Here is a 23171-nt window from a genome sequence, read left to right on the forward strand (position 1 = left end):
CCGTGAAGAGTAACGCAGAAGCTGCGGGTGGAGGGCCGGATCAGCGGCAACGCCTAATTCATAAGATGGCCGGACTGGAATCCCGCTATGATCCGGCGATCTGCATGCTGCGCTCCCCGTTCAGCAGCCCGGGTTATCATACGACGCTGAAGCAGGCGGAGTTCATCCACTCCACCAGAGACTCGCTCAGCTATGCGCTGGGACTGCTCGACACGGAGCTGACCGGTTACGAAGAGCGGGCCTTCGATATTATCCGGCAGGTAATCTCCTTGCAGGATACGGACCCGGCGCATGATACCTTCGGCATCTGGTCCTGGTTCTATGAGGAGCCGTTGGACCAGATGGCTCCGCCGGACTGGAATTGGGCGGACTTCTGCGGCAGCCGTCTGGTGCAGGCCCTTTCACGCCACGGCCACCGCTTCCCGGACGATCTGCGGGAGGCGGCCGTCTTGTCCATAGAGTGTGCCTGCGAAGCCATTATCCGGCGGAATGTCGGACCGGATTATACCAATATTGCAATTATTGGTGCGTTCGTGACCCGAATCGCCGGGGAGAAGCTGGGGCGTAAGGATTATGCCGACTATGGGCTGGAGCGGCTAAGAAGGCTATATGCTCATACACTGAAGCATGGGGCTTTTCAGGAGTACAACAGCCCGGTCTACACCTACATTGCCATTCTGGAGCTGTCGAAGCTTCAGTCCGAGACCTCGGACAGCAGGGTCAGGGCTTGGACCAGGGACCTGCTTGAGCTGACCTGGAGGACCGTGGCCAGGTATTATCATCCCGCCACGGCCCAGTGGTCCGGGCCGCATTCCCGCTGCTACGGGGTGCTGCTGGAGGACCAGAGCAAGGCGTTTCTGCAACTGGCAACAGGAGGAGCCGCGATGTTCTTCCCATGGGAGGAGTTGCCCTACGAAGAGGAATGGTATAAGAGCGGCATCCGTTGTCCCCCTGCCTATCTGGAGAGCTTCAAGGTTACTGAGACGAAGGAGGTAAGGCAACGCTTGGAGGGGGAGGGAGAAAAAGAGGGAGAAGAAGGAAAAGAGGGAGGGGAAGGTCAGGAGCGTGAGGAAGGACGGAGGGGGGAGCAGGGTCAGGAACGGGAGCAGGTGCAGGTGCAGGGTCAGGTGCAGAAACTGGAGTCTAGTCAGGTGCAGGGGCAGGTGCAGAATCAGGGGCATGACGGCAAGTGGGCGGTCACTTATATGACTCCGCAGTGGAGCATGGGTTCCTTCACCCACAGTGACCTGTGGAACCAAAGACGGCCGCTGCTGATCTATGCAGATCATTACGGCCAACCGGCCTATATCCGGCTCCGGTGCCTGCATGACGGCTATGACTATTGCTCCGCACGCTTCCAATCGCTGCAGGAGGCAGGCCATGTGCTGTTCGGGATCGATTTCATAACGGATGGCGGGGATACCCATCCGAATCTGGACCGGACCGGCGGTGTGATTGCGTGCTCGGACCTTCGGCTGCGCCTGGAGGTTGGCGGCGCTCTGGAGGGAGTTACAGCCGGATTCACTGAGGAAGGTGCGGTAATCAGCATCGGAGGCACGGAGTTTAGCCTGACCACTTGGTTCGCAGCATTCAGCGGGCCGGCGGATGCAGGGAACCGCTTGGCATGGGAGATTCATAGGGCAGACGGCCGGATGAATATCGATATGATTCTCTACGCCGGTCCGCGCAGGATGATGGACTTCACCTCCATGCAGCAGGCCGCGCTGGTGTTCTCTCTGGCGGCTGGGGAGGAGGGGGAATTGAACTCTGCCCCGCTTCTTGAGCTGACGGATGAGGGCGGGCTGCGGGTTAGCAGCGGCGTAGAATACGAAGAGGAGGGAGCGCAGGGAACTGTAGGAAGGAAGGCAACGGGTGGTGGTGGGGCGAAAAGCGTAAAAAGCGTAAAAAGCGTAAAAAGCGTAAAAAGCATAAAAAGCGTAAAAAGCATGAAAGGCGGGTTCGTACTTAATCTGCGGCCCGCTCCGGGAGAGTAGCTGATATCACCGATCAAAGGCCAAATGTATTCAAAAAACCGATCACATTCGGCGCTGATTGGGCGCGTGGGCTGAATGTAATCGAAAAACCGACCACAATTGGATCGGGAGCGCCACGCAACATAAATGTAATCGAAAAACCGACCACAATTAGACTGGGAGCGCCACGCAACATAAATGTAATCGAAAAACCGACCACAATTAGACTGGGAGCGCCACGCAACCCAAATGTAATCGAAAAACCGACCACAATTGGATCGGGAGCGCCACGCAACATAAATGTAATCGAAAAACCGACCACAATTAGACTGGGAGCGCCACGCAACCCAAATGTAATCGAAAAACTGACCACAATTGGACTGGGAGCGCCGCGCAACACAAATGTAATCGAAAAACCGAACACAATGCGTAGGGCGGGCTGTCCATGATGAAAATGTGAGCAATAACAGTAATTCCTTGCAGAGGCGGAGCGGATAACGGACAAAGCGATGGTATTGCTGCTTTCCGCTCCGGCATCTCTACAGACTGTACGGTCGCCGCTTCGTCATAGGTCTGCGAACTTCATCTCAGGAAAGCGGGGGTCCGGCTGGTTCAACAACATCCCGCCTTCCTTTTTCAAATATTTATCAAAAAAGTCCAGTATATACGCATTCGTAATGGCCTCCGCTCTTTCAGGCGCAAGTTGTCCGGTGGCACCGAGTAATTGAAAGATCGGCGAAATAAACTGTGCATTCGTAAAGTTCAAATGCTCTGTATTGTCGATGTACAGCACTTGTCCTCCTGCTTCTAGCGCTTCGCGCATCCGTTGAAGCTCTAATTTTTTGGCTTGCGCCGTTTGATTCTCCCATTCTCTAGTAGAGCCCATCTGTTTAAGCTCTGCATCAGTATAGACCTTGTTCTCTATCACCCGCTGGAACGACTTGAAATTACTTTCCGAATTCATGAACATAAACGGCTTTTGCAGGCGGCCCCGGTCGTGCAGCCGATACAGTCCTCCATCCAGATCTATTCCAGCGGTAATGCGCGGATCATACGAAGCATCATATGCGGTAGCCCCGCCGATTGAATGGCCGAATATGCCTACATGGGCCAGATCCATTTTCCCTTTGAAACGGCTTGCGGTCTGCCCGGATTGGAGAAGCTCGAACTGATCTAATACAAATGACACATCCTCAGTGAAAACTGCGCCTAACTTGTCGCGGGTCTGGCTTTCGGTCCGGTAATCATTGTTGGACGAAAATAGCTTGTCGGTAGTGTTGGCCGCGATCCGTCCATCCGGAAATTCAGTAGCAAATGTATTATACGTATGGTCTATCGCAGCAACAATATATCCATGACTCGCAAGCTCTTCAGCCTGAGTGGTATGAAGGAAGCGGGAAGAGCCATTACCCGGATTCACAATAATTAACGGATACTGGTTACTTGCCGAAGCGATCTCTGCCCCCGGATAAGCGTGACTGGCCACAAACTTCAGATATTGAAAAGTAACCCCCGGAAGACCGTATTGCTCAGCCATGTAGCTTAAAATGCCTGGACTTGGGATCCAGGGAGCATAAGCACCGCGGGTACTGGCTTCCGCCGGATACCACACCTGAACCATCAGTTCCCTGCTCTGCCCTCCAGTACTGTCGAAAGTCTCTTTCCGGGCTGTATCTGCAAAATGAAAAGCTTGTGTACCCACCTTAAATTCCCCTGTCGGTGCAGGCAGCTTGAATACAGGGAAAATATACATAAGCCCCGCCGTTGCAACGAGCATCATCCCTATAGCGGTATTTGCTAAGCCCCGTAGAAAGCGTGGGATTCGGGGCAGTGCGTTCCTTTTAACATAACGATACACGGAAACAGCCAACGACATCATCGTTACGCAGTACAGCAGCAATAGCTGAATCCGGTAGCCTTCTGCCATCCAATGAATGAACATAAGGAGTGTAGCGATCCCGCTTGCGGTGAGTAAGGGCATGATCCGGCGGTCCTTATGCAGTAAGAATGTTAATACAAGCACAATAATATCCGCGAAAAAAAGCAACATTTCGAATGCTCTCATGTTCAATCTCCTTTTAACTAATGTTCATTTGGTTTCTTATCTGCTTACATAAAGACGGCGTTGCCCGCTAAAATATATCAATCCCCTGTATTTTGCGATAAACGACAAAGAAGCCACTGGTACGCCCAGCGGCTTGGTTGTATCGTATTCAGGTCCCCGATCAGGAACATATTTCAAGGAGCTGGCCCCGCGATACGGGGACAAGCTCCTGTGACATCCAGCGATTTTATTGCGGCAGCTCTACAAAATCATCTCTGAACCGCTCGTAATCGGCGGCCCGGCATTCCAGCTTCAGGCGTGTGCCCTGCTCCTCGTAGCTGACGGACTGCACATCGGCATGTTCGTTGAAATAGGAGACAATGCTGCCCCGGTCGAACGGGACCAGGATCTCACACTGAACATAGTCGGTGAAGATGCGGCTGCGGATCAGAGTGACCAGCTCGGCGGTCCCGCGGTTTTTCTTAGCAGACAGGGTTACAGAGTTCTCCTCCACCTGCGGGTAAGGCTCCTCCCTGAGATCAGCCTTGTTGTAGGCGTACAGGGTAGGGATTCCGTCAGCGCCCAGCGCCTTCAGGGTCTCATTCGTAACAGCCATATGCTGCTCATGCTGCGGATCAGCAATATCGACGACATGAATCAGCAGATCGGCTTCCGTTACCTCCTCCAGGGTCGAGCGGAACGCCTTCACCAGATGATGGGGCAGCTGGCTGACGAAGCCTACGGTGTCGGTTAGCAGGAAGGTTTTGTGATCGGGCAGCGCAATGCTGCGCACTGAGGTCTCAAGCGTCGCGAACAGCATATCCTTGGCGAGCACGCCTTTGCCCGAACCGGGATGATAGGTCTCGACCAGGGTGTTCATTAAGCTGGACTTGCCGGTGTTGGTGTAGCCGACCAGACAGACCACAGGCACCTCGTTCTTATGCCGCTGCTTACGCTGGATCTGGCGCCTTGCGACCTGCGTCTGCAGCTCTAACTGCAATACGGAGATCCGCTCTTCAATCCGTCTGCGGTCCAGCTCCAGCTTGGTTTCCCCGGCCCCTCTATTCTTCAGACCGGCCCCGCCGCCTTGTCTGCCAAGAGACTCACGCAGACCGCTCAGGCGGGGCAGCATATATTGCAGCTGTGCGACCTCTACCTGAAGCTGGGCTTCCTTGGTCTTCGCCCGCGAGGCGAAGATATTCAGAATCAGAATGGTCCGGTCAATGACCTGGCGGTCCAGTGATGACTCCAGATTGCGGATCTGGGAGGGAGACAGCTCATCATTGAAAATAACGACCGGTGCATCATGCTGCTCCATCAGCAGCGCCAGCTCCTGGATTTTGCCGGACCCGATGTAATGCGACGGGTTCACCCGGCTGGATTTCTGGCTAAGCTCAGCCACGACCTCAATCTCGCAGGCGGCTGCCAGATTACGCAGCTCCTCCATGGAATAAGCGAAGTTCGTGTCGTTCTGCAGCTGTACGCCGACGATAACGGCTTTCTGTTGTACGGGTTCCATATATAGATCAACCTCCATAGTGTAATTTGGGCATCAAAAAAGCACAGGCAGTCTGCCTGTGCTAACAGTAGGTGGAGGAACAACAGAATAAAGTCTGGTATAGCCCGCTGCGCGGGAGCAGCTATACGGCCATGCTTGCCATAGACACCATGAAGGTTTAAGCAACAGGGGCGAGGGCCCCGGCAACTTAAAAAGATATAAAGCTAATCCTCCCGGTAAACACAGATCCTGGCTGCCTATACAAGACAGAAGACATTCTTGCATAAAGGATACAAGGCTATCAGGCACAGTGTATCATTTACAGGTATCAGTGTACGGTTTGCGGATTAACAGGTGTATGCTATGGGTTACGTGTTATGGACAGACTTATCCTGAGTCCTCTGCACAAGGCAGAGCTTTCGCGCTATGGGAAAATAATTAGCCGCGCAAAGTGCGAATCCGGATATAGTCTATCACACGCAACCCTCCGTTCTAAAAAAGTTACATTGATTTTAGCACAGTCCTTGTCATCTGGCAACAACCCCCAGTAAGCGGGAGTGTGTGTGATTTGACATGTGCCATGGTCTGTCAACCGACCAGAAACTTCCATTTTCATCTGCATATCCTATGGAATACGGCTCTAATCGGAGGGTGATAACTATGCCTATATTAACAACCAATATGTTAACAAAGAACCCTACCCCGGGAGCAGGGCCCATCAGTCAGGCTGTGGTGAAGGTAGTGAACAATGGTGTAGCCCAGGGAACGGTCTATTTAACCGGGTTAAATAATGATGTAAGCCCCGCAACGCTGTTCGCGCAGGAGCTGTTTGAGTCGAACTATCGGGAAGTTATGACCAAAACGTATAATATTACGCAGAATTTTTTTCAATTCAACATTGCTTACTCCCAGGAGCAGATCCGGGTCCGGATCTATCTGGTGGACAGCGGCGGGCTCTGGATTCCCGTTTCCCTGCAGCCCATAGCGGTGAGCCGGATTACCTCTGAATTCCGTAACAATATTCCCGTAACCGGCAGCGACACCGCAGCCCTCAGCTTCCGCAGAAGCACCACGATCGCCGTTCCTGAGGCAGTGGCATCCGAGATCGTTCCAGACGGGCTGGAGATTCTGGCCTCCACCCCCATCCGCTATAAGGTGATAGCCGGGGGGACCGTTAACGGGGCTTTCGTGAATTACCCTACGCCGACTACAGCTATCCCTGTCACTGAAACAGCGTTGCTGGTGAACTATACCTGTACATCGGTCACAGGCGGACGGGTGCTGACTCAAGGCATCGGCTCCGGCATATCCGGGGCGTACCAGAATGTGGCGGCGAATCTGCTGAATCAGCGGCTCGCTTACGATCTTCAGCTATTGCCGGTCACGCTGGTGGTCAGCTCGCTTGCCGGTGAGGACAATGTGGCGGTTACCTTCAGAATGTCTGAGCAATGGTGAAGACCGCCGGGTGAACGCCCGTTACTTGCCACGCCGGCTGACTGGTAACAGACCAATGCCAGGCCTGTAGCAGATAAAAGATAGCCGGAACAGGGGGTATCCGCAGCAGCGGGTTATCCCACCCATTCCCGGCGCAGCGTGAACAGATCCTTCAGCGCGTCCGTGGACAGCTCGGTGATCCAGCCCTCGGAGCCGGAGATGACATCGTCGCTGAGTTGCTGCTTGCTCTCCAGCATCTCGTCAATCTTCTCCTCCAGCGTGCCGAGCGAGATGAACTTGTGCACCTGCACATCCCGGGTCTGGCCCATGCGGTAGGCACGGTCAGTGGCCTGATTCTCCACCGCCGGATTCCACCAGCGGTCGAAATGGAACACATGGTTGGCGGCCGTCAGGTTGAGGCCAACCCCGCCCGCTTTGAGCGAGAGGATGAATACATTCGGCTGATCGGACGGCTGCGCTCCGGCGGCTGCATCTGCAGCCGATTCGCCCGCAGGCAGCGCGGGAGCCTGGAACCGCTCAATCATGCGGTCGCGCATACTCTTCGGCGTGCTGCCGTTCAAGTACAGCACCGGTTCCTGAAGCTCCTGTTGAAGTACGGCCTGGAGCATCTTACCCATGCCTACATATTGGGTGAAGATCAGGCAACGCTCGTTCTCCTCGCGCAGCTCGCGGACCATGGCCAGCAGCCGTTCCAGCTTGGCGGAGCGTTCGATCAGGGAGGTGGTGTCCAGAGCACTGCCGTCTTCCGGCTCAGGCAGTGCCTCCTTGGTCAGCAGCATCGGATGGTCACAGAGCTGCTTCAGGCTGGTCAAGGCGGCGAGAATGGCCCCCTTGCGTTCGATGCCCTCCAGCTTCTGCATCCGTTCAAGCAGGCTGTTCACGTTCTGGTCGTAGAGAGCGGCCTGCTCGGCTGTCAGGTTGATATAGGTCTTCATCTCATTTTTATCCGGGAGATCAAGCTGGATCGCCGGGTCCTTCTTCTTGCGGCGCAGCATGAACGGCTTGACCAGCCGCTGCAAATCGGCGGTCCGCTCGGCATTGCGCTCTTTCTCGATGGCATTTGCGAACCGGTCCTGGAACCCCTTCGGGCTGCCCAGATAACCAGGTGTAATGAAATCGTAGATCGACCACAGCTCGGACAGCCTGTTCTCAATCGGCGTTCCGGTCAGGGCGATCCGGTGCAGGGCCGGGAAGCTGCGCACGGCGGCGGACTGCTTCGTTCCGGCATTCTTGATATTCTGTGCTTCATCCAGGCATACGGTTGCCCAGGTGAACTGCTTCAGCAGCTCCTGGTCCAGTGCAGCGGTAGCGTAAGAGGTAAGCACGACATCCGCCTGCGAAGCCGCGCCGTAGAAGTATCCGGCATCCAGCCGTCTGCTTCCGTAATGCAGCATCACGTTCAGAGAAGGCGCAAAGCGCTGCAGCTCCTTCTGCCAGTTGCCCAGCACCGAGGTGGGGCAGATGATCAGCGAAGGCCAGCCGGCCGGCTCGGTCTGCCGCCGGGCTACGGGTGCGCCGGAAGCTGCGGCTTCTTCCTCCTGCTCCTTCAGATGGAGCAGGTAGGAGATCAGCTGCACCGTCTTGCCAAGCCCCATGTCATCGGCCAGGCAAGCGCCCAGCCCGAAGCGGCGGAGGAAGACCAGCCAGGCGAAGCCCTCATGCTGGTAGCTTCGCAGCTCGGCATGCAGACCGGCCGGCACCTCCGGCTTCGGCCACTGGCTGCGCTGGCCCAGCTGACCGATCAGCTTCACGAGATGCTCGTTCAGCTCGACCTCCAGCCGGACGCGGACCGCTTCCTCCTCGGCACGCTGTGCTTCCGCTTCCTCTAAATCGCCGTCTGCACCTTCGTTCAGCAGGTGCAGCTGCAGCACATCCTGGAAGGACAAGCCGCGCGACTTGTCCATCCCGGCCATGGCCCGCTGAATCTGCGCCAGCAGCGCAGGGTCCAGCGGAATCCACTTGCCGCGGAACTGGACGAGGCGTTCCCCGCGCGCTACGAGGTCGGCGAACTCCGCCTCGGACAGGTCGGCGTCGCCGATGGAGATGCGCCAGTCGAAATCGACGAGCGCATCCAGGCCGAACAGCGACTGCCCGCGGCTGCCCTCAGCCGTGCCGGAGCTGATCTTCGCGCGCAGGCGCGGCTTCCTGCGGCTGGCGGCTTCCCACCACGCCGGCAGCAGCACCTGCCAGCCGGCCTCCAGCAGGAGGCGGCTGTCGGCCGTGAGGAACCGCCACGCGACCTCGTCGCTTAGCGGCTCTGCCAGCACATCGGCGCCGCGCCCGATGTGCTCCGGAAGGCTGTCACGCAGCCGTGACAGCCACCCGCCCGCGCGCTCGTGGACATGTGCTGTCCACGCTGCGGGCCAAGTGCCATGCGGCTCGCCGTCCCCGGTGAGCCGCAGCGGCACAAGCGCGGACTCGTCGCGCTTGTCCTGGAGGAGCAGCTGGAGCCGCCAGTGCGGCAGCTCATCGTCAGGCTCAAGCAGCTGCAGCACCGGCCGGAACGGCGCGGTGTCTGCCTTCCAGCCGATGGACATCAGCCAGCTGTCCTCGTCCATACCGGCTGCGCTTCTCCCGCCTGCGCTGAACAGCAGCGGGAATTCACTGCGCAGATCACCGGCCTGCGCCTCGGTGCTGTAGTACCGCTGGAAGACCGCCGCCGAGAAGGCGGCCTGCAGCCCTTCGGCGAACCCGCTGCGCTCCTGAAGACGATGCAGCGCGGCCGCATCGTCCCAGTCTGCCTCGGCGGCTTCTGCCAGCACTTGCTCCGTCCAGGCCCAGCGGAGCTGGCCTTCACGGTAGGCTGCGAAGCTCGGGGCATATTGCCGGGCCTCCAGCATCCCGGCCAGCAGCGGGGCCAGCCGGGTCAGCAGCTGGGCATCGCCCTGCCAGCTCCAGCCGACGTGCCGGAGCAGCCGCAGGTCCGCAAAAAACGGCAAGACCTGCTCGGCAGGCAGCACCACCAGCTCGACCTCATCGGCCTTCGAGGTGCTAAGCTCCGTGCCGTAGAAGGATTCCTCATGCCAGGCGAACAGCATCTGCTTGAGCTGGACACCGGGCATATAATCATCGCGGTCATCCACGCCATAGATCAGCGCATCGCCATACTGGGTAAGGGCGAGCTGGACGGTAATATTACGCATCTTCATATTCATGGAATCAGTTTTCCTTTCCGCAGCTCCTCCTGCAGGGCGCGCAGGCGGCTGTGCCTATCCGTGAAGCCGTCCAGGAATACTTCCCAGCGTGCTTCGCGTTTCAGTTTTTTGTACAGCTTGGCGAGCCGCTTGAGCAGCTTCACGGCCGCTTTGTAGCTGTGCCGGTTCTTCTCCAGCACGAAGCGCTCCACCGCCTGATGGTAGAACGGCAGGAGCAGCTCCGGCGCATTCTTCTCGATCGGCTGCAGGTCGCTCACCCGGAAGTCGGCAGGCTGATGACCGGAGGCGATCTGCATATCCATCCATTCCTGCCATTTGCCGTAGGCGAGCAGCTGAGCTTCATAGATCTCGCGTGAGTGCGGCAGCATCCCCGACAGCGTCTCCCACATCAGCGGCTCTTCTTCGGGCAGGTGACGGACAGTCTCATCCCAGTAGCCCGCATAATCCAGCAGATTGTACATCCGGCTGTTCAGCAGCGGGCCGAGCGCAGCCAGCCACAGGGTCAGGCGTCTCCACTCGCCGGCTTCGGCCAGCGGAGGCAGGAAGCTGATCAGCTCCTCCGGGTGCAGCCCGGGCCGTTCGGACGCGGCGTTCAGCTTCTCAATAGCGGCCGCATCCTCATGCAGCAGCGCATGCATCCGGCTCTCAGCCAGCAGCAGGGCATGGCGGGGAGCAGCGGCACTCAGGTTTTCTCCGGCCTTGTGCAGCTCCGCCAGCTCCTTGGTATACAGCTCCGGTCCGCTTAGATTCGGGGTAATCCAGTTGATCCACAGCAGGCTGTAACATGCTGAGAAATAAGGCTGTTCTCTGGCGCGGTCGCGCGTTTCGTTCAGCATCTCGGTCCGCAGATAGGCAATCGTATCGTAGACTCTCGGCCACTCCTCAGGGGCCTCCGCCAGCGGCAGACCTTGCTCCATCAGCTTTATGATATGTTTTTGCAGCTCGGAAATGGCAATAGAGGTATAGTAGCCCACGGAATAACCAAGGGACATGGGGTTCGCCGCGGGGGAATGCCCGCCGGGTCTGAGGATGCTCTCCAGCACACAGAGATGAGCATGGAGCTTGAACAGCTGGGCAGCAGCGGGAGGCAGCTTAGGCTGGCCCCCGGTGATGGCGGCAAGCGCCCGGTCCGCATACTGCGGGTTACGCACCGTATGAGCAAGCGGCTCCACCAGCAGCGCCATGTATTCCCGCCACTGCTGCACCGTAGCCTCAGGAATCAGGGCGGCCAGCTTCTTCAATTGTTCCCCGCGCCGTCCCGGAACAGCGGACGCCGCAGCGGAATGAATCTTGGGCTGGTTGACCAGCGCCTTGGCGTTCGCGATGGAATGCACAGGCTGCGCCTGCTCCTCAGCGTATCGCATCAGCACCGCCGCCATATGCTTGCACATCCCGGATACCGGGCAATCACAATGACTCTCCTGCAGATCGTCCAGGTCAATGGAGACCGCATAATCCTCCCGGCCTTCGACCAGCGCCATAATTCTGTGCGGCGTGATCATTCTATAGACTTGCACGCGCTGCTGCTTATAATATTGAAATCCCCGTTTCAGGGTCAGATCATCGAAAGAATGGGCAACCTCCGAGATGAGCTTATCCCACCCGGCAGCATCCATCATATAATTTGACTGCATCGCTATCGTTCTCCTGTAGCAGATTGGGTGAATCCGTCGTTCCATTATATCATTATTGTATAGCGTATCCCGCAAAAGTCTGAAATCCTGGCAGGTATGATATGCCCCATATTGAAATATTAGGAGAACATGCTAATCTGAAATCTAAACCTATGAGCAACCGCTGGAAGGATGAAACTTAAGCAATGCTGCGATTTAAATTGAAATACCTGCTGCAGAGCAGACAGAACCGTCTAATCCTGATGCTGACAGCCGGGGTATCTCTGCTGATTACTGTGATTGGTCTATTCTCCTATAGAGAGTACCGCAATGCACTGGACACCGAGCTGAATACACCGAATATTGAACTGCTGCAGATTAATGTAGATGTTACGAACCGGGCCTTCCGGGAATCCGACAACAAGGCGGTGGATCTGTCCTTCCATCCTGCTGTGCTGAGCTATATCGATGCGGCTAAGGCGGATAACCGCGGCAGAGCCGCAGCGGCGCAGGAATACCTCAAGGCGCTGGCGACAGAGCCGGATGTACACGCAATCAGTGTGGTCAAGTTCAAGGACCGGTCTGTGCTCTCCAGCCGCTACGGCTATGTTCCGTCCTGGGGGGAGGCGCCTGAGCATGAATGGGAGTCCTGGATCGGGGGAATGAAGGAGAAGCCGCTTTTGATCAAAAGAAGACTCAACACCGGAACCGGTTCCCGCCCCGGTGATACTGAGCTGTTATCACTCGCCCGGCCGGTCGTGGTGAACGGGGAAGTGGCCGGTGCCGTACTGATTGATCTGGATTACGATACACTGTTCTCCAAAATGTACACCCATCTCTCCAGCTACCAGCTCGTATATAACCTGGAGGGAGAGCTTATCTACCCCAAGCTGAATCTTCCGTTCCCGCTGGCGGAGCTGGGGAAGGTGCTGGAGGACATCGATGTCAGTCCCTTTGCCCATGTCACCATCGGAGGCCAGGCCTATATGGCGAATCAGACCTTCTCCAATGTGACCGGCTGGCGCCTGCTTTCGCTCGTACCCATGGAGCAGCTGCTCAAAAATGTGAAGATTGCCCGCAATATGATGCTGATGCTGTCACTAATCTCCATCGCCGTAGGTCTCGCTGCCATGTATTATTACAATTTTGCCGCCTTCCGGCCGCTCAAACGGATTAACAAGCTGCTGCTTCCTGAGCAGAAGGCATCCGGGCAGGGCGGGCTGTACGATCTGGAGCCGGTCATCGGCAAGCTGGTCGGTGACTTCCGCAGTAAATCGCTGGTGGCGGACTGGAGTCTCCCGGAGCTGCGCTCCAAATTCCTGCAGGACCTGATCACACGGAGTATCGGCACCCAGGAGACACATACGCGGTTTGAGCACTATTTTAACGGCTGGAAGGAAGGTCCGTTCGAGCTGCTGGTCTTATCCATAGACCGGCATACCCAGTGGTCTGCGGGCTTTAAGGAAGAGGATCAAATGCTGCTCAAATACGCGATGATTAACATGGCCTATGAAATCTGCGAAGCCTCCTGGCGGACCGTGGTCGCTGCACCGCAGCAGGACAGTCTCGTCATCCTGTTACAGGCGGCAGGCGGGGAAGAGCAGGAGCTGTACGCAGTTGCCCGGAAGCTGGCGTCTGCCATGCCCGAAGTGCTGAAGATTCCGGTGTCCGTTGGCATCGGTGAACAAGCGGGCTCCATTACCCGTATCGCCCAGTCCTACTCAGAGGCGCAGACTGCGCTCTCCTACCGGTTATATGAAGGGTATTCCCATGTACGGGTCTATTCCCGTGCAGAGAATAAATATGAAGAGAGCATCGGGGCTGCGGATGAGGTCTGGAAGCAGGAAATGCTGAACGCCCTTAGAGCATCCGATGCTGCCGCTGCACAGGATTGGGTCCGCAGAGGTATCGCCGAGACCCGCAAGCGGGGAATTCAGCCGCTTAAAGTATTCCGCTCGCTAAGTGACCTGCTGGAGGAGATTCTGCATATAGCTGCTGCCGGGGGATACCCGGTACCTGCGGAGCTGGCAGACTACACCTGGCATCAGGTGACGACAATGGAGCTTAATGAGATTGAGCAGATGCTGTGCAGCATAGCGGTTCAGCTATCGGAAGCCTTTGGGGCGCACCGGCAATCGAAGGAGTTCCTGCTGGTTCAGGATCTTATAGAGTATATGAAGGACAATCTGCAATTCAATATCGGGCTGTCTGATATCGCCTCCCATGTGAACATGGGAGTATCCTCGGTGAGCACCATCTTCAAGGAAGAGACCGGAACTACGGTATATGACTATCTGACCAATCTACGAATCGATAGAGCCTGTGAGCTGCTGCAGGACAGCAGTCTGAGAATTGCCGAAATTGCCCAGCGGGTGGGTTATCAGAATGAGAACAGCTTCATCCGGGTCTTCCGCAAGATTAAATCGACCACACCCGGCAAGTTCAGGGAGAGCAGCAAATCTTCCAAGGAGTATGCAGATCGGCCAAAACCGCACCATTCCGGCGTTTCTGAGGATTCGGAATAGGATTATACGATTGAAGAAACACCCCCGATTACGATAAAGTTCTATTTGAGAAAACTTTCACATCCTCCAAGGCAGGGTGCGGATACTCAAAGTAAACGGGGGTGAGGGGATGGGCGCAAGGCCAGGCATAGGCATTAAGCATCTGCGGGCTGCCCGATTACTTCTATATTAGAGAAGAGGGATGGATTTGAAACGATCAACTCAAATAGGGCTATGGACAGCAGCTGCAGCAGCTTTGGTCCTGTTGATTCTTAGAATCGGTAATCCTGCAGATGGCGGCTCGGGCCAGGAGACTGCCGGCACCGGTTATCCCGGACGGCCCATCACACTGCTTGTGCCATATGCCGCAGGAGGAGGAACGGACGCCACCGCGCGAGCGCTCGCCACCGCGGCAGAGAAGGTGCTGGGCCAGCCGGTAATTGTGGTTAACCGCACCGGCGGCGGGGGCTCCGTAGGACTGATGGAAGGCGCGAATGCGAAGGGAGACGGCTATACCGTTACTTTTTTGCCGGCCGAGCTGACGATTCTTCCGCATCTGGGGTTATTGCCGATTACCTATGAGAGATTCAAACCGATCGCTCAAACGAATTTTGATCCTTCCGCCATCACCGTAAGACAGGACGCGCCATGGCAGGACGTTAATGAATTTCTCGACTTTGCGAAAGCGCATCCAGAGGAACTGAAAATGGGAAACGCAGGCACGGGGAGCATTTGGCACTTGGCCGCCGTAACCCTGGAACGGGAGACCGGTGTGAAGTTCGCGCATATTCCCTTTGAAGGTGCAGGGCCGGCCGTCTCCGCCTTAATGGACGGATTCGTGGATGCGGTACCGGTCAGTCCCGCCGAGGTGAAGAAGTATGTGGATGAAGGCAAGCTGCGGATGCTGGCAGTCAATGCCGATAAGCGCTCAGAGGCGCTGCCGGATGTGCCAACCCTGGAAGAGCAGACCGGCATACACGTGAACTTCACGGGAACATGGAGAGGACTGGCTGTGCCGAAGGATACGCCGGATGCGATTGCGGAGGTATTAGCCGGGGCATTTATCAAAGGGACTGAAGACAGGGAATTCCGCGAATATATGAACTCGAACGGGCTGGGGCTGCTGGTGAAGGACGGCAAAGCCTTTGCGAAGCAGCTCAAGGAGAGCGATGATCTGTTCGCCGCCATGATTCCCGAGCTTGGACTAAGCCGCAAGTAGATAATACACACTCATCATGAGTAAGAAGGGTATGGTAATCATATGAAAATCAAAAAGACACTGGATCGGATCCCCGGCGGAATGATGCTAATTCCCCTATTTCTGGGAGCGATCATTCACACTGCTTTTCCGGATGCGGGCGAATATTTCGGAGGGTTCACCAAAGGTCTGATGACGGGCACCGTGCCGATTCTGGCCGTGTGGTTCTTCTGTATGGGAGCCGCAATTGATGTCAGAGCTACCGGAACCGTACTGCGCAAATCGGGTACGCTGGTATTGACCAAGATTGCCGTAGCCTGGGTTGTTGCCATGATCGCCATCCAGTTCCTGCCCGAGGGCGGGGTGCAGACGGGCTTCTTCGCCGGACTGTCGGTCCTCGCTATCATCTCCGCTATGGATATGACCAACGGCGGCTTGTACGCCTCTATTATGCAGCAGTATGGGACCAAGGAAGAATCCGGTGCCTTCGTGCTGATGTCACTCGAATCCGGGCCGCTCGTAACCATGCTTATTCTGGGCAGCACCGGTGTGGCCGTGTTTGAACCGCATCTCTTCATCGGCGCTGTCCTGCCGTTCCTCGTCGGGTTCATTCTGGGTAACCTGGATCATGATCTGCGCGCTTACTTCGGCAAAGCTACCCAGACGCTCATTCCCTTCTTCGGCTTCGCCCTGGGCAGCTCGATCGACCTTGGCGTGATTGTGGACACCGGCCTGCTCGGCATTCTGCTTGGCGTTGTCGTTATCATTATTACCGGTATCCCGCTGATTCTGGCCGACAAGTTCATTGGCCGCGGTAACGGAACTGCCGGACTCGCTGCCTCCAGTACCGCCGGTGCTGCTGTCGCCAACCCTATGCTGGTAGCGAACATGAAGCCCGAATTCCTGCCGGCCGCCCAGTCTGCTACAGCGCTGGTAGCCGCATCTGTAATCGTTACGTCCATTCTCGTCCCGATCATCACCGCTTACTATTCCGACTACATGAAGAAAAAGAACCCTCCGGCAGCAGAGGGACCTATAGGTGCTAAAACTCAGAAGGCAGCAGGTTAAACAGCGGATAACAACGTGATCTCAACATATTAGAGTGAATTAATTCTATGTCAATTAGAACCCCCGGACAGCGTTAGGGCTGCTCCGGGGGCTTTTTTTGAATCATCTGAATGAAGAGTAGAACGAGAAATCCTGCAAGAAGTGCAGCAATACTGCCCCAAAGAAGCGCCAGATGCTGAAATCGTGCATAAAATGCAACAATGTGATCCATACATGCGGTCCGTGAGAGGAAACGCTCAGAATTGGCAAGTGATAAGCGGAGCACCACCATGAAAGGAACCGGAGCGAATAATTACATAATTTTGATTTTATAGAAACAAATATACTTGAGCGGCGTCTAAGATAGAAATCTGTCATCCAAGGAGAGATCAAAAATGAACAAACTTTTGAAAATAGGCATATCAGGATTAGCCTTGACGCTAGTGTTTAGTGCGGGAGCCTTTGCCGCTACAGTCGCTCCAAAAATAATCGTAAACGGTAATCAAGTGAAAACTCAGACGCAGCCTAAAATTATTAATGGTACCGTATATGTCCCGATTCGGGCCGTTTCAGAAGGATTTGACGCCAGTATTCAGTGGGATAATACAAGTAAAACCGTGTATGTGGATTCTGATCCGAATTTCGGAATGGAGCGCAGCAGTGTGGCTTATGTGGCGAACCGGAACCTGGCGTACAGATGGATTATGGCGTATGACGAACGGGATCAACAGGGAGTGCTTGATGTAGTTACGCCTGATTTTAAGACCGACATCTATAACGAAAGTTTCCCGGCGGGAACGTATAATATGGAAACGATTATTGATATGAAGGCTGTTGCAAGTACAGACAGCACCTTAACCGTGCGGATTGTCCAGAGAGTGACTGCGGAGGATGAATACAAGGTGAAGGTGGAGCGGTGGAATTTTGTTTTTGGGCAGGGGAAAATCAAGTCCGTGAAAAGGGTACCGGACACGGCAAAATATCTGGACCGGTACACCCTTTTCCCGGGGGCTAACTTTGGCATATAGGTTCCTTACTCCGGGATGGCCCGGATCAGCTCCGTGTAAGAGAGGCCGGGGAATTTAAATGTAGCAACAGTGCCGTCGCTAAGCCTCTGATAACCGCTATACACCCCGTTGTCGTAGCTAAAAGAATCCTGAAACAGATCGGAAATATACGCTGGCTGCACACCGCCGAACGTAGTTGCCGGATAACCGGGGATATCTGCCTCCGAAGCCTGCCATATGGCTGTTGCCGTTGTGCCTGTAATCTCAACCACTGTGGTTATTTCTCCATTGCTGTAGGCATAGCGGGTGGCGTCCTTTGAGGCAAAGGAATAGCTATAGTATTGGGAGTGGTCACTTTGTACACTTGCACCGGGCTTGAAAGAGTAGCGAACCGGCAACGAAATGGCCGCCAGGCGGGCCTGCTTAAGATCTGCTGAATGGATGGCCTGGGTATCAGGAGTGAAATTCTTGGACTGAATGAAGATGATTTCCCTTATTTTTTCATAGTACACACTGTATCCAAATGCCTCACTGATAAACTTTGCGGGAACCATGAGTCGTCCGTTGTAATTATTGGCTTCACTATCCATTTGTAACGGTACGCCATTCTTATAGGCAATCGATTGTCTCTGAGTCATTTCAAATTGGTCATTGGAGGAATTCGTAATCGTTACTGTATGGCGGATACCATCCCAGGAATAGTGAAGCCCCAGGGAAGCAAGCGTGCGGATGGGAATCATCGTTCGGCCAGCCAGTATGAAGGGACTGCGATCAGCGGAGATAAAAGCACCATCGATGTTGACCTGTATAGGTCTTGTGGTTGACCGGGCCGGGCTGGAAGCAGGGGCTGCCAGAATAACGTTGGGAAGCATAAGCATGAACAGCATAATGCAACAGGCAGGAAGCCACCTTTTGAATGAAGACATTGACCAATCATTCCCTTCCAGTAATTAGTATATATTGATTATAACGTGAAATCCAAATTAGGATAAGTATGGGGGAAAGCATGAACAAAAAGGACTGGATTTTAGTAGCTTTAGTAGTTTCTCTATTCGGAAATGCTATGTTTTTTATGGAGTTTAAGCGTGTCAGTAGGAATGAAGAGTTGAGACATGAATTACTGAATGCTTATATTCAACGAGATCTAACTCAACTTGAGGCAACTATACAGTATCAACAAGATCATAATTGGGAAAATGAAACTCTTGTTACACAGAAACTAGATGATGCGATCGATTCGATTATCTTACACAGTGGAATGGAAAGCGATAAAGAGAAGGAAAATATTTTAATGAAATTGTACGATTATATAAATGCGTTTAAGGTGGGTGACGGTACTTTTGATGTTAGCCTAAATGATAAGCAACGTGCTGATTACATCCATTTAGCTCAAAGGCTGCGTACTAACGGATGGAATTACGGTGTTGGATATGATACAAGCTGGGATGCTTTTGCTTCAAAAGTAAACAAGCTCGTAGGAGAATCATAGAATTCATTACCCTGGCCCGAAAAAAAGCCCTCCAGATGCCGTTATGGCTGATAGAGGGCTTATCAGTAATCTTGTATTTATTTCTTCACCACAGGAATCCATACCTCGCAGATTGACTCCTCATGTGTGTCGTCCGTCCAGTAGTACTTCTCCAGACAAGGCCCTTCCACTTGCTCAAAGCCTGACGACGGGAACCATTCCGAATAGATCCGCCGCCACACATCCAGAATCGCAAGGCCTAACTCTGTGTCCCCGGAAAACGAATCACGGCTTTCGAATACAGCATACGTCTGGTCAAGCACAGTCAGGTGGTCAAGCTCCTCCGGGACGTCCTGTCCTTCCGGCAGTTCCGTTCCCATGAGATACCGTTTGGTCCCATCTTCACGGAAGTCGTAATAATAACCGAACAGCAGTGAACCTGCGGGTCTTCCGGCACATTCGTTAATCCGGTCATGCGTTCCATCGTTCCAGATTTTCTCAACGAACGCGGGTATTTCTGTGTAAGCATCCTTGTGAACGACAACCTCTTTTCCAATGACGAGGCAACCCTTCTCTTCAACCATCCGATAATTCATTTCAGTTTCCCCTTTGATCTGAATTTGAAAGGAGAGGCGGGAGAACGATTTGAGCTTCACGTTCTTTTTCTTCGCCATATTGGGGGTCACTCCATGCACCCGCTGAAACGCTCTTGTGAAGGCCTCCGGCGTCTCGTACCCATACTTCAGCGCAATGTCGATTACCTTCCCGTCCGTTCCAGCCAACTCTTCCGCCGCCAGTGTGAGCCTCCGGTTGCGAACATATTCGGTAACAGTGAATCCTGTCAAGGCATGGAACATCCGCTGAAAATGGTACTTCGAGGTCATCGCCGCTCCGGCAATATCCTCGACGCCGATGGCGTTTTGCAGATTCTGCTCTACGTAATCAATCGCCTGCTGGAGCAGCCGTATCGTCTCCATCTCCTCATCTCCCTTTCACTATTCATTGTAGAGAAGCGGGCAGGGAGGGGCCTGACCGGGAATGCTCTGAGTTGTCCGGACTTTTTATCATATACTCCATTCGATGCGTTTCCTGAAATCCGAGGCTGTTATACAAATGTATGGCTTCATTCCCAACGACGCAGGATAGGGTAACGCTTGTATAGCCGCGCCGGTAGATCTCATTACATAAGTACTTCACGAAGGTTCGTCCGATTCCGCGTCCCTGAAGGTCAGAACGTACACTAACACTGCTGATTTCATTCCTGTGGATGTGGCTGTAAGCAACGACTTCCCCGTCAAGCTCATAGACCAGCCGCTCGTGCGCATCCGCTGCCCAGGCATTTCGTCTGCCTTCATTAGGCTCTGCAACCACAGAATCGGGGAAGCAGCCGACCCGCACCCGCATTTCATGAAAAGCAGTAGCATACAGCGAATGGGCGTCAACAAAATCCTCATCTCTATACAACCTTGCTGAAGCCGTCTCCTGAGGAAAAGCACTGCCGGTCCGCTCCATATAAATAAGTGAATAGTACGGAGCATAGCCAAGGCTGCGGGCAAACGCAAGGGAAGAGGACACACCGGACCGGACAGAAGTACTGACCTTTCGGGTTCCGCCTGCCTGTAATTGAGTTTCTGCCGCCTGGATCAAGGCCCTGCCAATGCCTTGCCGGCGATGCTGCGGGGCGACGAATACATTTAAATAAGACTGAGGGGCAGGCGCTTCCATTTGGACTAATGCAATAAGCGTCTCTTCCGCATAAGCGGCAATAAACAGTTCCGGCTCCTCTTCCAGCACCTTCAGGAGGTCAGGACCCGTATCCGCGTCCAGGCTTAATAGTTTTGCGGCTGCGAGAGAATCCTGCTTACTTAGGCGTTCGCAGCGGATATCTGATAGCTTCATTGGGTTTTGTGTCCTCCCCTGACTTTAATTCAAGCAGTCAATAATAGCATTACTAGCTGCTATTTTTCCACTTGCTTCCGCACATTGATTTGGAAACTGGCTAGGTAAGATACATATTTCACATTTTTCCAATTGTTTGTTGAAAAGTAGGGACTGTCGTAATCTTGCTCTCCTATTTCAATAGGCTGCATAAGCCGAAAAGAATCGTTTATACTGGCGGTAAGAGGTGATGGGGATGGACCCGCAATTGTTCGAGCATATCTATGAAACGGTGGTGCGGCGCGAGCCGACCTATGACGGGATTTACTATACGGCGGTGCTGACAACCCATATTGTCTGCCGTCCGTCCTGCCGGGCGAGAACGCCGAAGGCAGCGAATGTTGTATTCTATGGCTCCTTGCAGGAGGCTATTTCGTCAGGCTTCCGTCCCTGCAAAAGATGCCGGCCCGAGGAAGGCGGCACCCTCCGGCCAGACGCAGTCCTGGCGGCGCAGGCGGATGCCATTATGGACGGGCGGTTCGGCAGCAAGCTGACCCTGCAGTCGATGGCGGAAGAGCTGAAGGTCAGCCCGTTCCACCTGCAGCGCACCTATAAGCGGGTTACCGGCCTGTCACCTGCTGCCAGACTGGACACACTGCGCACAGAAGAAGCCTGCAGGCTGCTGACGCAGACTGCGGCGGGGATAGCTGAAGTCGGCGGGGCTGTGGGTTTCCGTACACCCTCTCATTTTGCCGCCTGGTTCGTGAAGAAGACGGGGCTGTCCCCTACAGAGTACCGCAGCAAGCATAACGAAGGAGGAAATCAACATGAATCCAAACCGGAATAACAGCCGGAGTACAGATACTATCACGATTTATCATCATACCCTGAATCCCGGAAACGGGGAGTGGACCCTGTGGGCCAGCGATAAAGGCCTGATCCGCATATCCTTCCCGCAGGACGAAGGGCAATTACCCGCCTCCTGGTTGAAAATGTATGCGCCTGCCCATGAGCTCATAGAGGATGCCGGGAGATTTGAGCAGCTTGGGGTGATAACGCTGCTGGAGCGGTATTTTGCCGGAGAGCCGGTGGATTTCAGCAGTGTGGAGCTGGATCTGTGGGGCACCCCGTTTCAGCAGGAGGTATGGCGGGGGCTGCTGACCATCCCGCATGGCGAGACAGCCAGCTACAAGCAATTGGCTGAGCGGATCGGCAGACCGTTGGCGGTTCGCGCTGTCGGCGCGGCCAACGGGCAGAACCCGGTGCCGGTTATTGTACCCTGCCACCGGGTGATTGGTGCGAACGGTACCTTAACCGGCTTCCGGGGCGGACTCCAGATGAAGCAGGAGCTGCTCCAGCTGGAGGGGATTCTGAATGTAAAGGCGGCGGGTCATGAACGATTTGCTTTTTAAGCTGCCGCTGCCGGAAGACTTCGACCTGGGGGCCTGTCTGGAGTACATGAACCGCTCGCCGCTGGAATGCCTGTTCCGCACGGATGAAGCAGGCGTCAGCCGGATGTTCAGGATAGAGGGCGGCCCGCTCCTGGTGAGACTCAGTGTGTCCGAGGATCGCAAGCTGAGTGTAACCCGGCTGCATGGAGCGATCCCTAGTGTGCTGGAGCAGGAGGCGCTGGCCCGCTACATTGTGGAATGGTTTGATCTGGACCGTGATCTTGCCCCGTTCTACAGTCTGGCGGCGGCGGACCCGCTGCTCGGACCCCTGGCAAGCGAGCACCGGGGGCTGCGGATCATCGGCATCCCGGATCTGTTCGAGGCGTTATGCTGGGCGATTCTGGGGCAGCAGGTGAATCTGGCTTTTGCCTACAGGCTGAAGCAGCGGCTGACCGCTGAATATGGGGAAGCGCTGGAATGGGAGGGGCAGACCTACTACCGTTTCCCTGGCCCGGAGGTGTTCACAGAGGTGCAGATCGAGGAGTTATGCGCCTTGCAGCTAACCCGCAGCAAAGCACAGACAGTGCTTACCGTAGCCTCGCTGATCACGAGCGGGGAGCTAAGCCGGGAGGAGCTGCTGGCGCTACCGTCCCCGGCCGCCGCCGAGCAGCGGCTGCTGCAGATCCGCGGGATCGGCCCGTGGACCTCGCAATATGTCCGCATGCGCTGCCTGCGCGATGCTTCCTCTTATCCGGTCGGCGATGTCGGCCTGCAGAACGTGATCAAGCATCTGACCGGCATGGACCGCAAGCCGACACCGGCGGAGCTGCTGGAGCTGGCCCGGCCCTGGCAAGGCTGGGAAGCATACGCCACCTTTTACTTGTGGCGGGCGTTATATTAGAACAAAGCACGGTCCCCTTAAGTATGGCGGAACCGTGCT

18 protein-coding genes are annotated in these 23171 nt (G+C 55.1%); 10 read left to right on the forward strand and 8 right to left on the reverse strand.

The window, feature by feature from the left end:
* Positions 1-2: 2 nt before the first annotated feature.
* Positions 3-1994, forward strand: a complete 1992-nt coding sequence (locus NSS83_RS21220) for a hypothetical protein (protein WP_341346413.1) — start codon at positions 3-5, stop codon at positions 1992-1994.
* Positions 1995-2007: 13 nt separating this feature from the next.
* Here NSS83_RS21220 and NSS83_RS21225 read toward each other — a convergent pair whose 3' ends face one another.
* The 3 genes from NSS83_RS21225 to hflX form a co-directional block, all read right to left on the reverse strand.
* On the reverse strand, positions 2008-2478 hold the full coding sequence (locus NSS83_RS21225) for a hypothetical protein (RefSeq protein ID WP_341182989.1): 471 nt from the start codon (positions 2476-2478) through the stop codon (positions 2008-2010).
* A 60-nt stretch (positions 2479-2538) separates the two neighbouring features.
* Positions 2539-4038 carry a dienelactone hydrolase gene (locus NSS83_RS21230; RefSeq protein WP_341182988.1) on the reverse strand — a complete coding sequence of 500 codons (1500 nt, stop codon included), beginning with the start codon at positions 4036-4038 and terminating at the stop codon, positions 2539-2541.
* Between the two features lie 226 nt (positions 4039-4264).
* Positions 4265-5536: a GTPase HflX gene (gene hflX, locus NSS83_RS21235; protein ID WP_341182987.1), complete on the reverse strand. Its 1272-nt coding sequence runs from the start codon at positions 5534-5536 to the stop codon at positions 4265-4267.
* A 639-nt stretch (positions 5537-6175) separates the two neighbouring features.
* On the opposite strand from hflX, the gene NSS83_RS21240 reads away from it, so the two are divergent.
* On the forward strand, positions 6176-6970 hold the full coding sequence (locus NSS83_RS21240; protein WP_341182986.1) for a hypothetical protein: 795 nt from the start codon (positions 6176-6178) through the stop codon (positions 6968-6970).
* A gap of 113 nt (positions 6971-7083) precedes the next feature.
* On the opposite strand, the gene NSS83_RS21245 is transcribed toward NSS83_RS21240, so the two are convergent.
* Together NSS83_RS21245 and NSS83_RS21250 are read right to left on the reverse strand one after the other, a co-directional pair.
* Positions 7084-10125, reverse strand: a complete 3042-nt coding sequence (locus NSS83_RS21245; protein ID WP_341346414.1) for a DEAD/DEAH box helicase — start codon at positions 10123-10125, stop codon at positions 7084-7086.
* Positions 10122-11759 (reverse strand): SWIM zinc finger family protein, encoded by a 1638-nt coding sequence (locus NSS83_RS21250; protein ID WP_341346415.1) that lies wholly within the window; start codon positions 11757-11759, stop codon positions 10122-10124. Before NSS83_RS21250 ends, NSS83_RS21245 begins: the two co-directional genes overlap by 4 nt.
* Before the next feature lie 185 nt (positions 11760-11944).
* On the opposite strand from NSS83_RS21250, the gene NSS83_RS21255 reads away from it, so the two are divergent.
* The 4 genes from NSS83_RS21255 (at position 11945) to NSS83_RS21270 (ending at position 17515) form a co-directional block, all read left to right on the forward strand.
* Entirely contained in the window at positions 11945-14263 is a 2319-nt protein-coding gene (locus NSS83_RS21255) for a helix-turn-helix domain-containing protein (RefSeq protein ID WP_341346416.1), read from the forward strand.
* A gap of 181 nt (positions 14264-14444) precedes the next feature.
* On the forward strand, positions 14445-15461 hold the full coding sequence (locus NSS83_RS21260; RefSeq protein ID WP_341182982.1) for a tripartite tricarboxylate transporter substrate binding protein: 1017 nt from the start codon (positions 14445-14447) through the stop codon (positions 15459-15461).
* Positions 15462-15503: 42 nt separating this feature from the next.
* Positions 15504-16508: a 2-keto-3-deoxygluconate transporter gene (gene kdgT, locus NSS83_RS21265; RefSeq protein WP_341182981.1), complete on the forward strand. Its 1005-nt coding sequence runs from the start codon at positions 15504-15506 to the stop codon at positions 16506-16508.
* 374 nt (positions 16509-16882) lie between these two features.
* Positions 16883-17515, forward strand: a complete 633-nt coding sequence (locus NSS83_RS21270; RefSeq protein WP_341346417.1) for a copper amine oxidase N-terminal domain-containing protein — start codon at positions 16883-16885, stop codon at positions 17513-17515.
* A gap of 5 nt (positions 17516-17520) precedes the next feature.
* Here NSS83_RS21270 and NSS83_RS21275 read toward each other — a convergent pair whose 3' ends face one another.
* Complete coding sequence (locus NSS83_RS21275; RefSeq protein WP_341346418.1) at positions 17521-18420, reverse strand: copper amine oxidase N-terminal domain-containing protein; 900 nt, start codon at positions 18418-18420, stop codon at positions 17521-17523.
* A gap of 80 nt (positions 18421-18500) precedes the next feature.
* Here NSS83_RS21275 and NSS83_RS21280 point away from each other — a divergent pair, with 80 nt between their 5' ends.
* A complete protein-coding gene (locus NSS83_RS21280; protein ID WP_341182978.1) occupies positions 18501-18983 on the forward strand; it encodes a hypothetical protein in 483 nt (160 codons plus the stop codon).
* 77 nt (positions 18984-19060) lie between these two features.
* Here the strand turns inward: NSS83_RS21280 and NSS83_RS21285 are convergent, their stop codons facing one another.
* Entirely contained in the window at positions 19061-19939 is an 879-nt protein-coding gene (locus NSS83_RS21285) for an AraC family transcriptional regulator (protein ID WP_341182977.1), read from the reverse strand.
* Positions 19940-19961: 22 nt separating this feature from the next.
* A complete protein-coding gene (locus NSS83_RS21290) occupies positions 19962-20861 on the reverse strand; it encodes a GNAT family N-acetyltransferase (RefSeq protein WP_341346419.1) in 900 nt (299 codons plus the stop codon).
* A gap of 235 nt (positions 20862-21096) precedes the next feature.
* On the opposite strand from NSS83_RS21290, the gene NSS83_RS21295 reads away from it, so the two are divergent.
* From NSS83_RS21295 to NSS83_RS21305, 3 genes are read left to right on the forward strand one after another with little or no spacing between them, the layout of a single operon-like run.
* The gene (locus NSS83_RS21295) at positions 21097-21687 is read left to right on the forward strand and encodes an Ada metal-binding domain-containing protein (RefSeq protein WP_341182975.1); all 591 of its coding nucleotides are present in this window, start codon (positions 21097-21099) and stop codon (positions 21685-21687) included.
* Complete coding sequence (locus tag NSS83_RS21300; RefSeq protein WP_341346420.1) at positions 21668-22252, forward strand: methylated-DNA--[protein]-cysteine S-methyltransferase; 585 nt, start codon at positions 21668-21670, stop codon at positions 22250-22252. Before NSS83_RS21295 ends, NSS83_RS21300 begins: the two co-directional genes overlap by 20 nt.
* The gene (locus NSS83_RS21305) at positions 22233-23132 is read left to right on the forward strand and encodes a DNA-3-methyladenine glycosylase (RefSeq protein ID WP_341346421.1); all 900 of its coding nucleotides are present in this window, start codon (positions 22233-22235) and stop codon (positions 23130-23132) included. The genes NSS83_RS21300 and NSS83_RS21305 overlap by 20 nt, the downstream gene beginning before the upstream one ends.
* The last annotated feature ends 39 nt before the right edge of the window (positions 23133-23171 follow it).

Source organism: Paenibacillus sp. FSL H3-0469, assembly GCF_038051945.1.
Lineage (GTDB): Bacteria > Bacillota > Bacilli > Paenibacillales > Paenibacillaceae > Paenibacillus_AQ.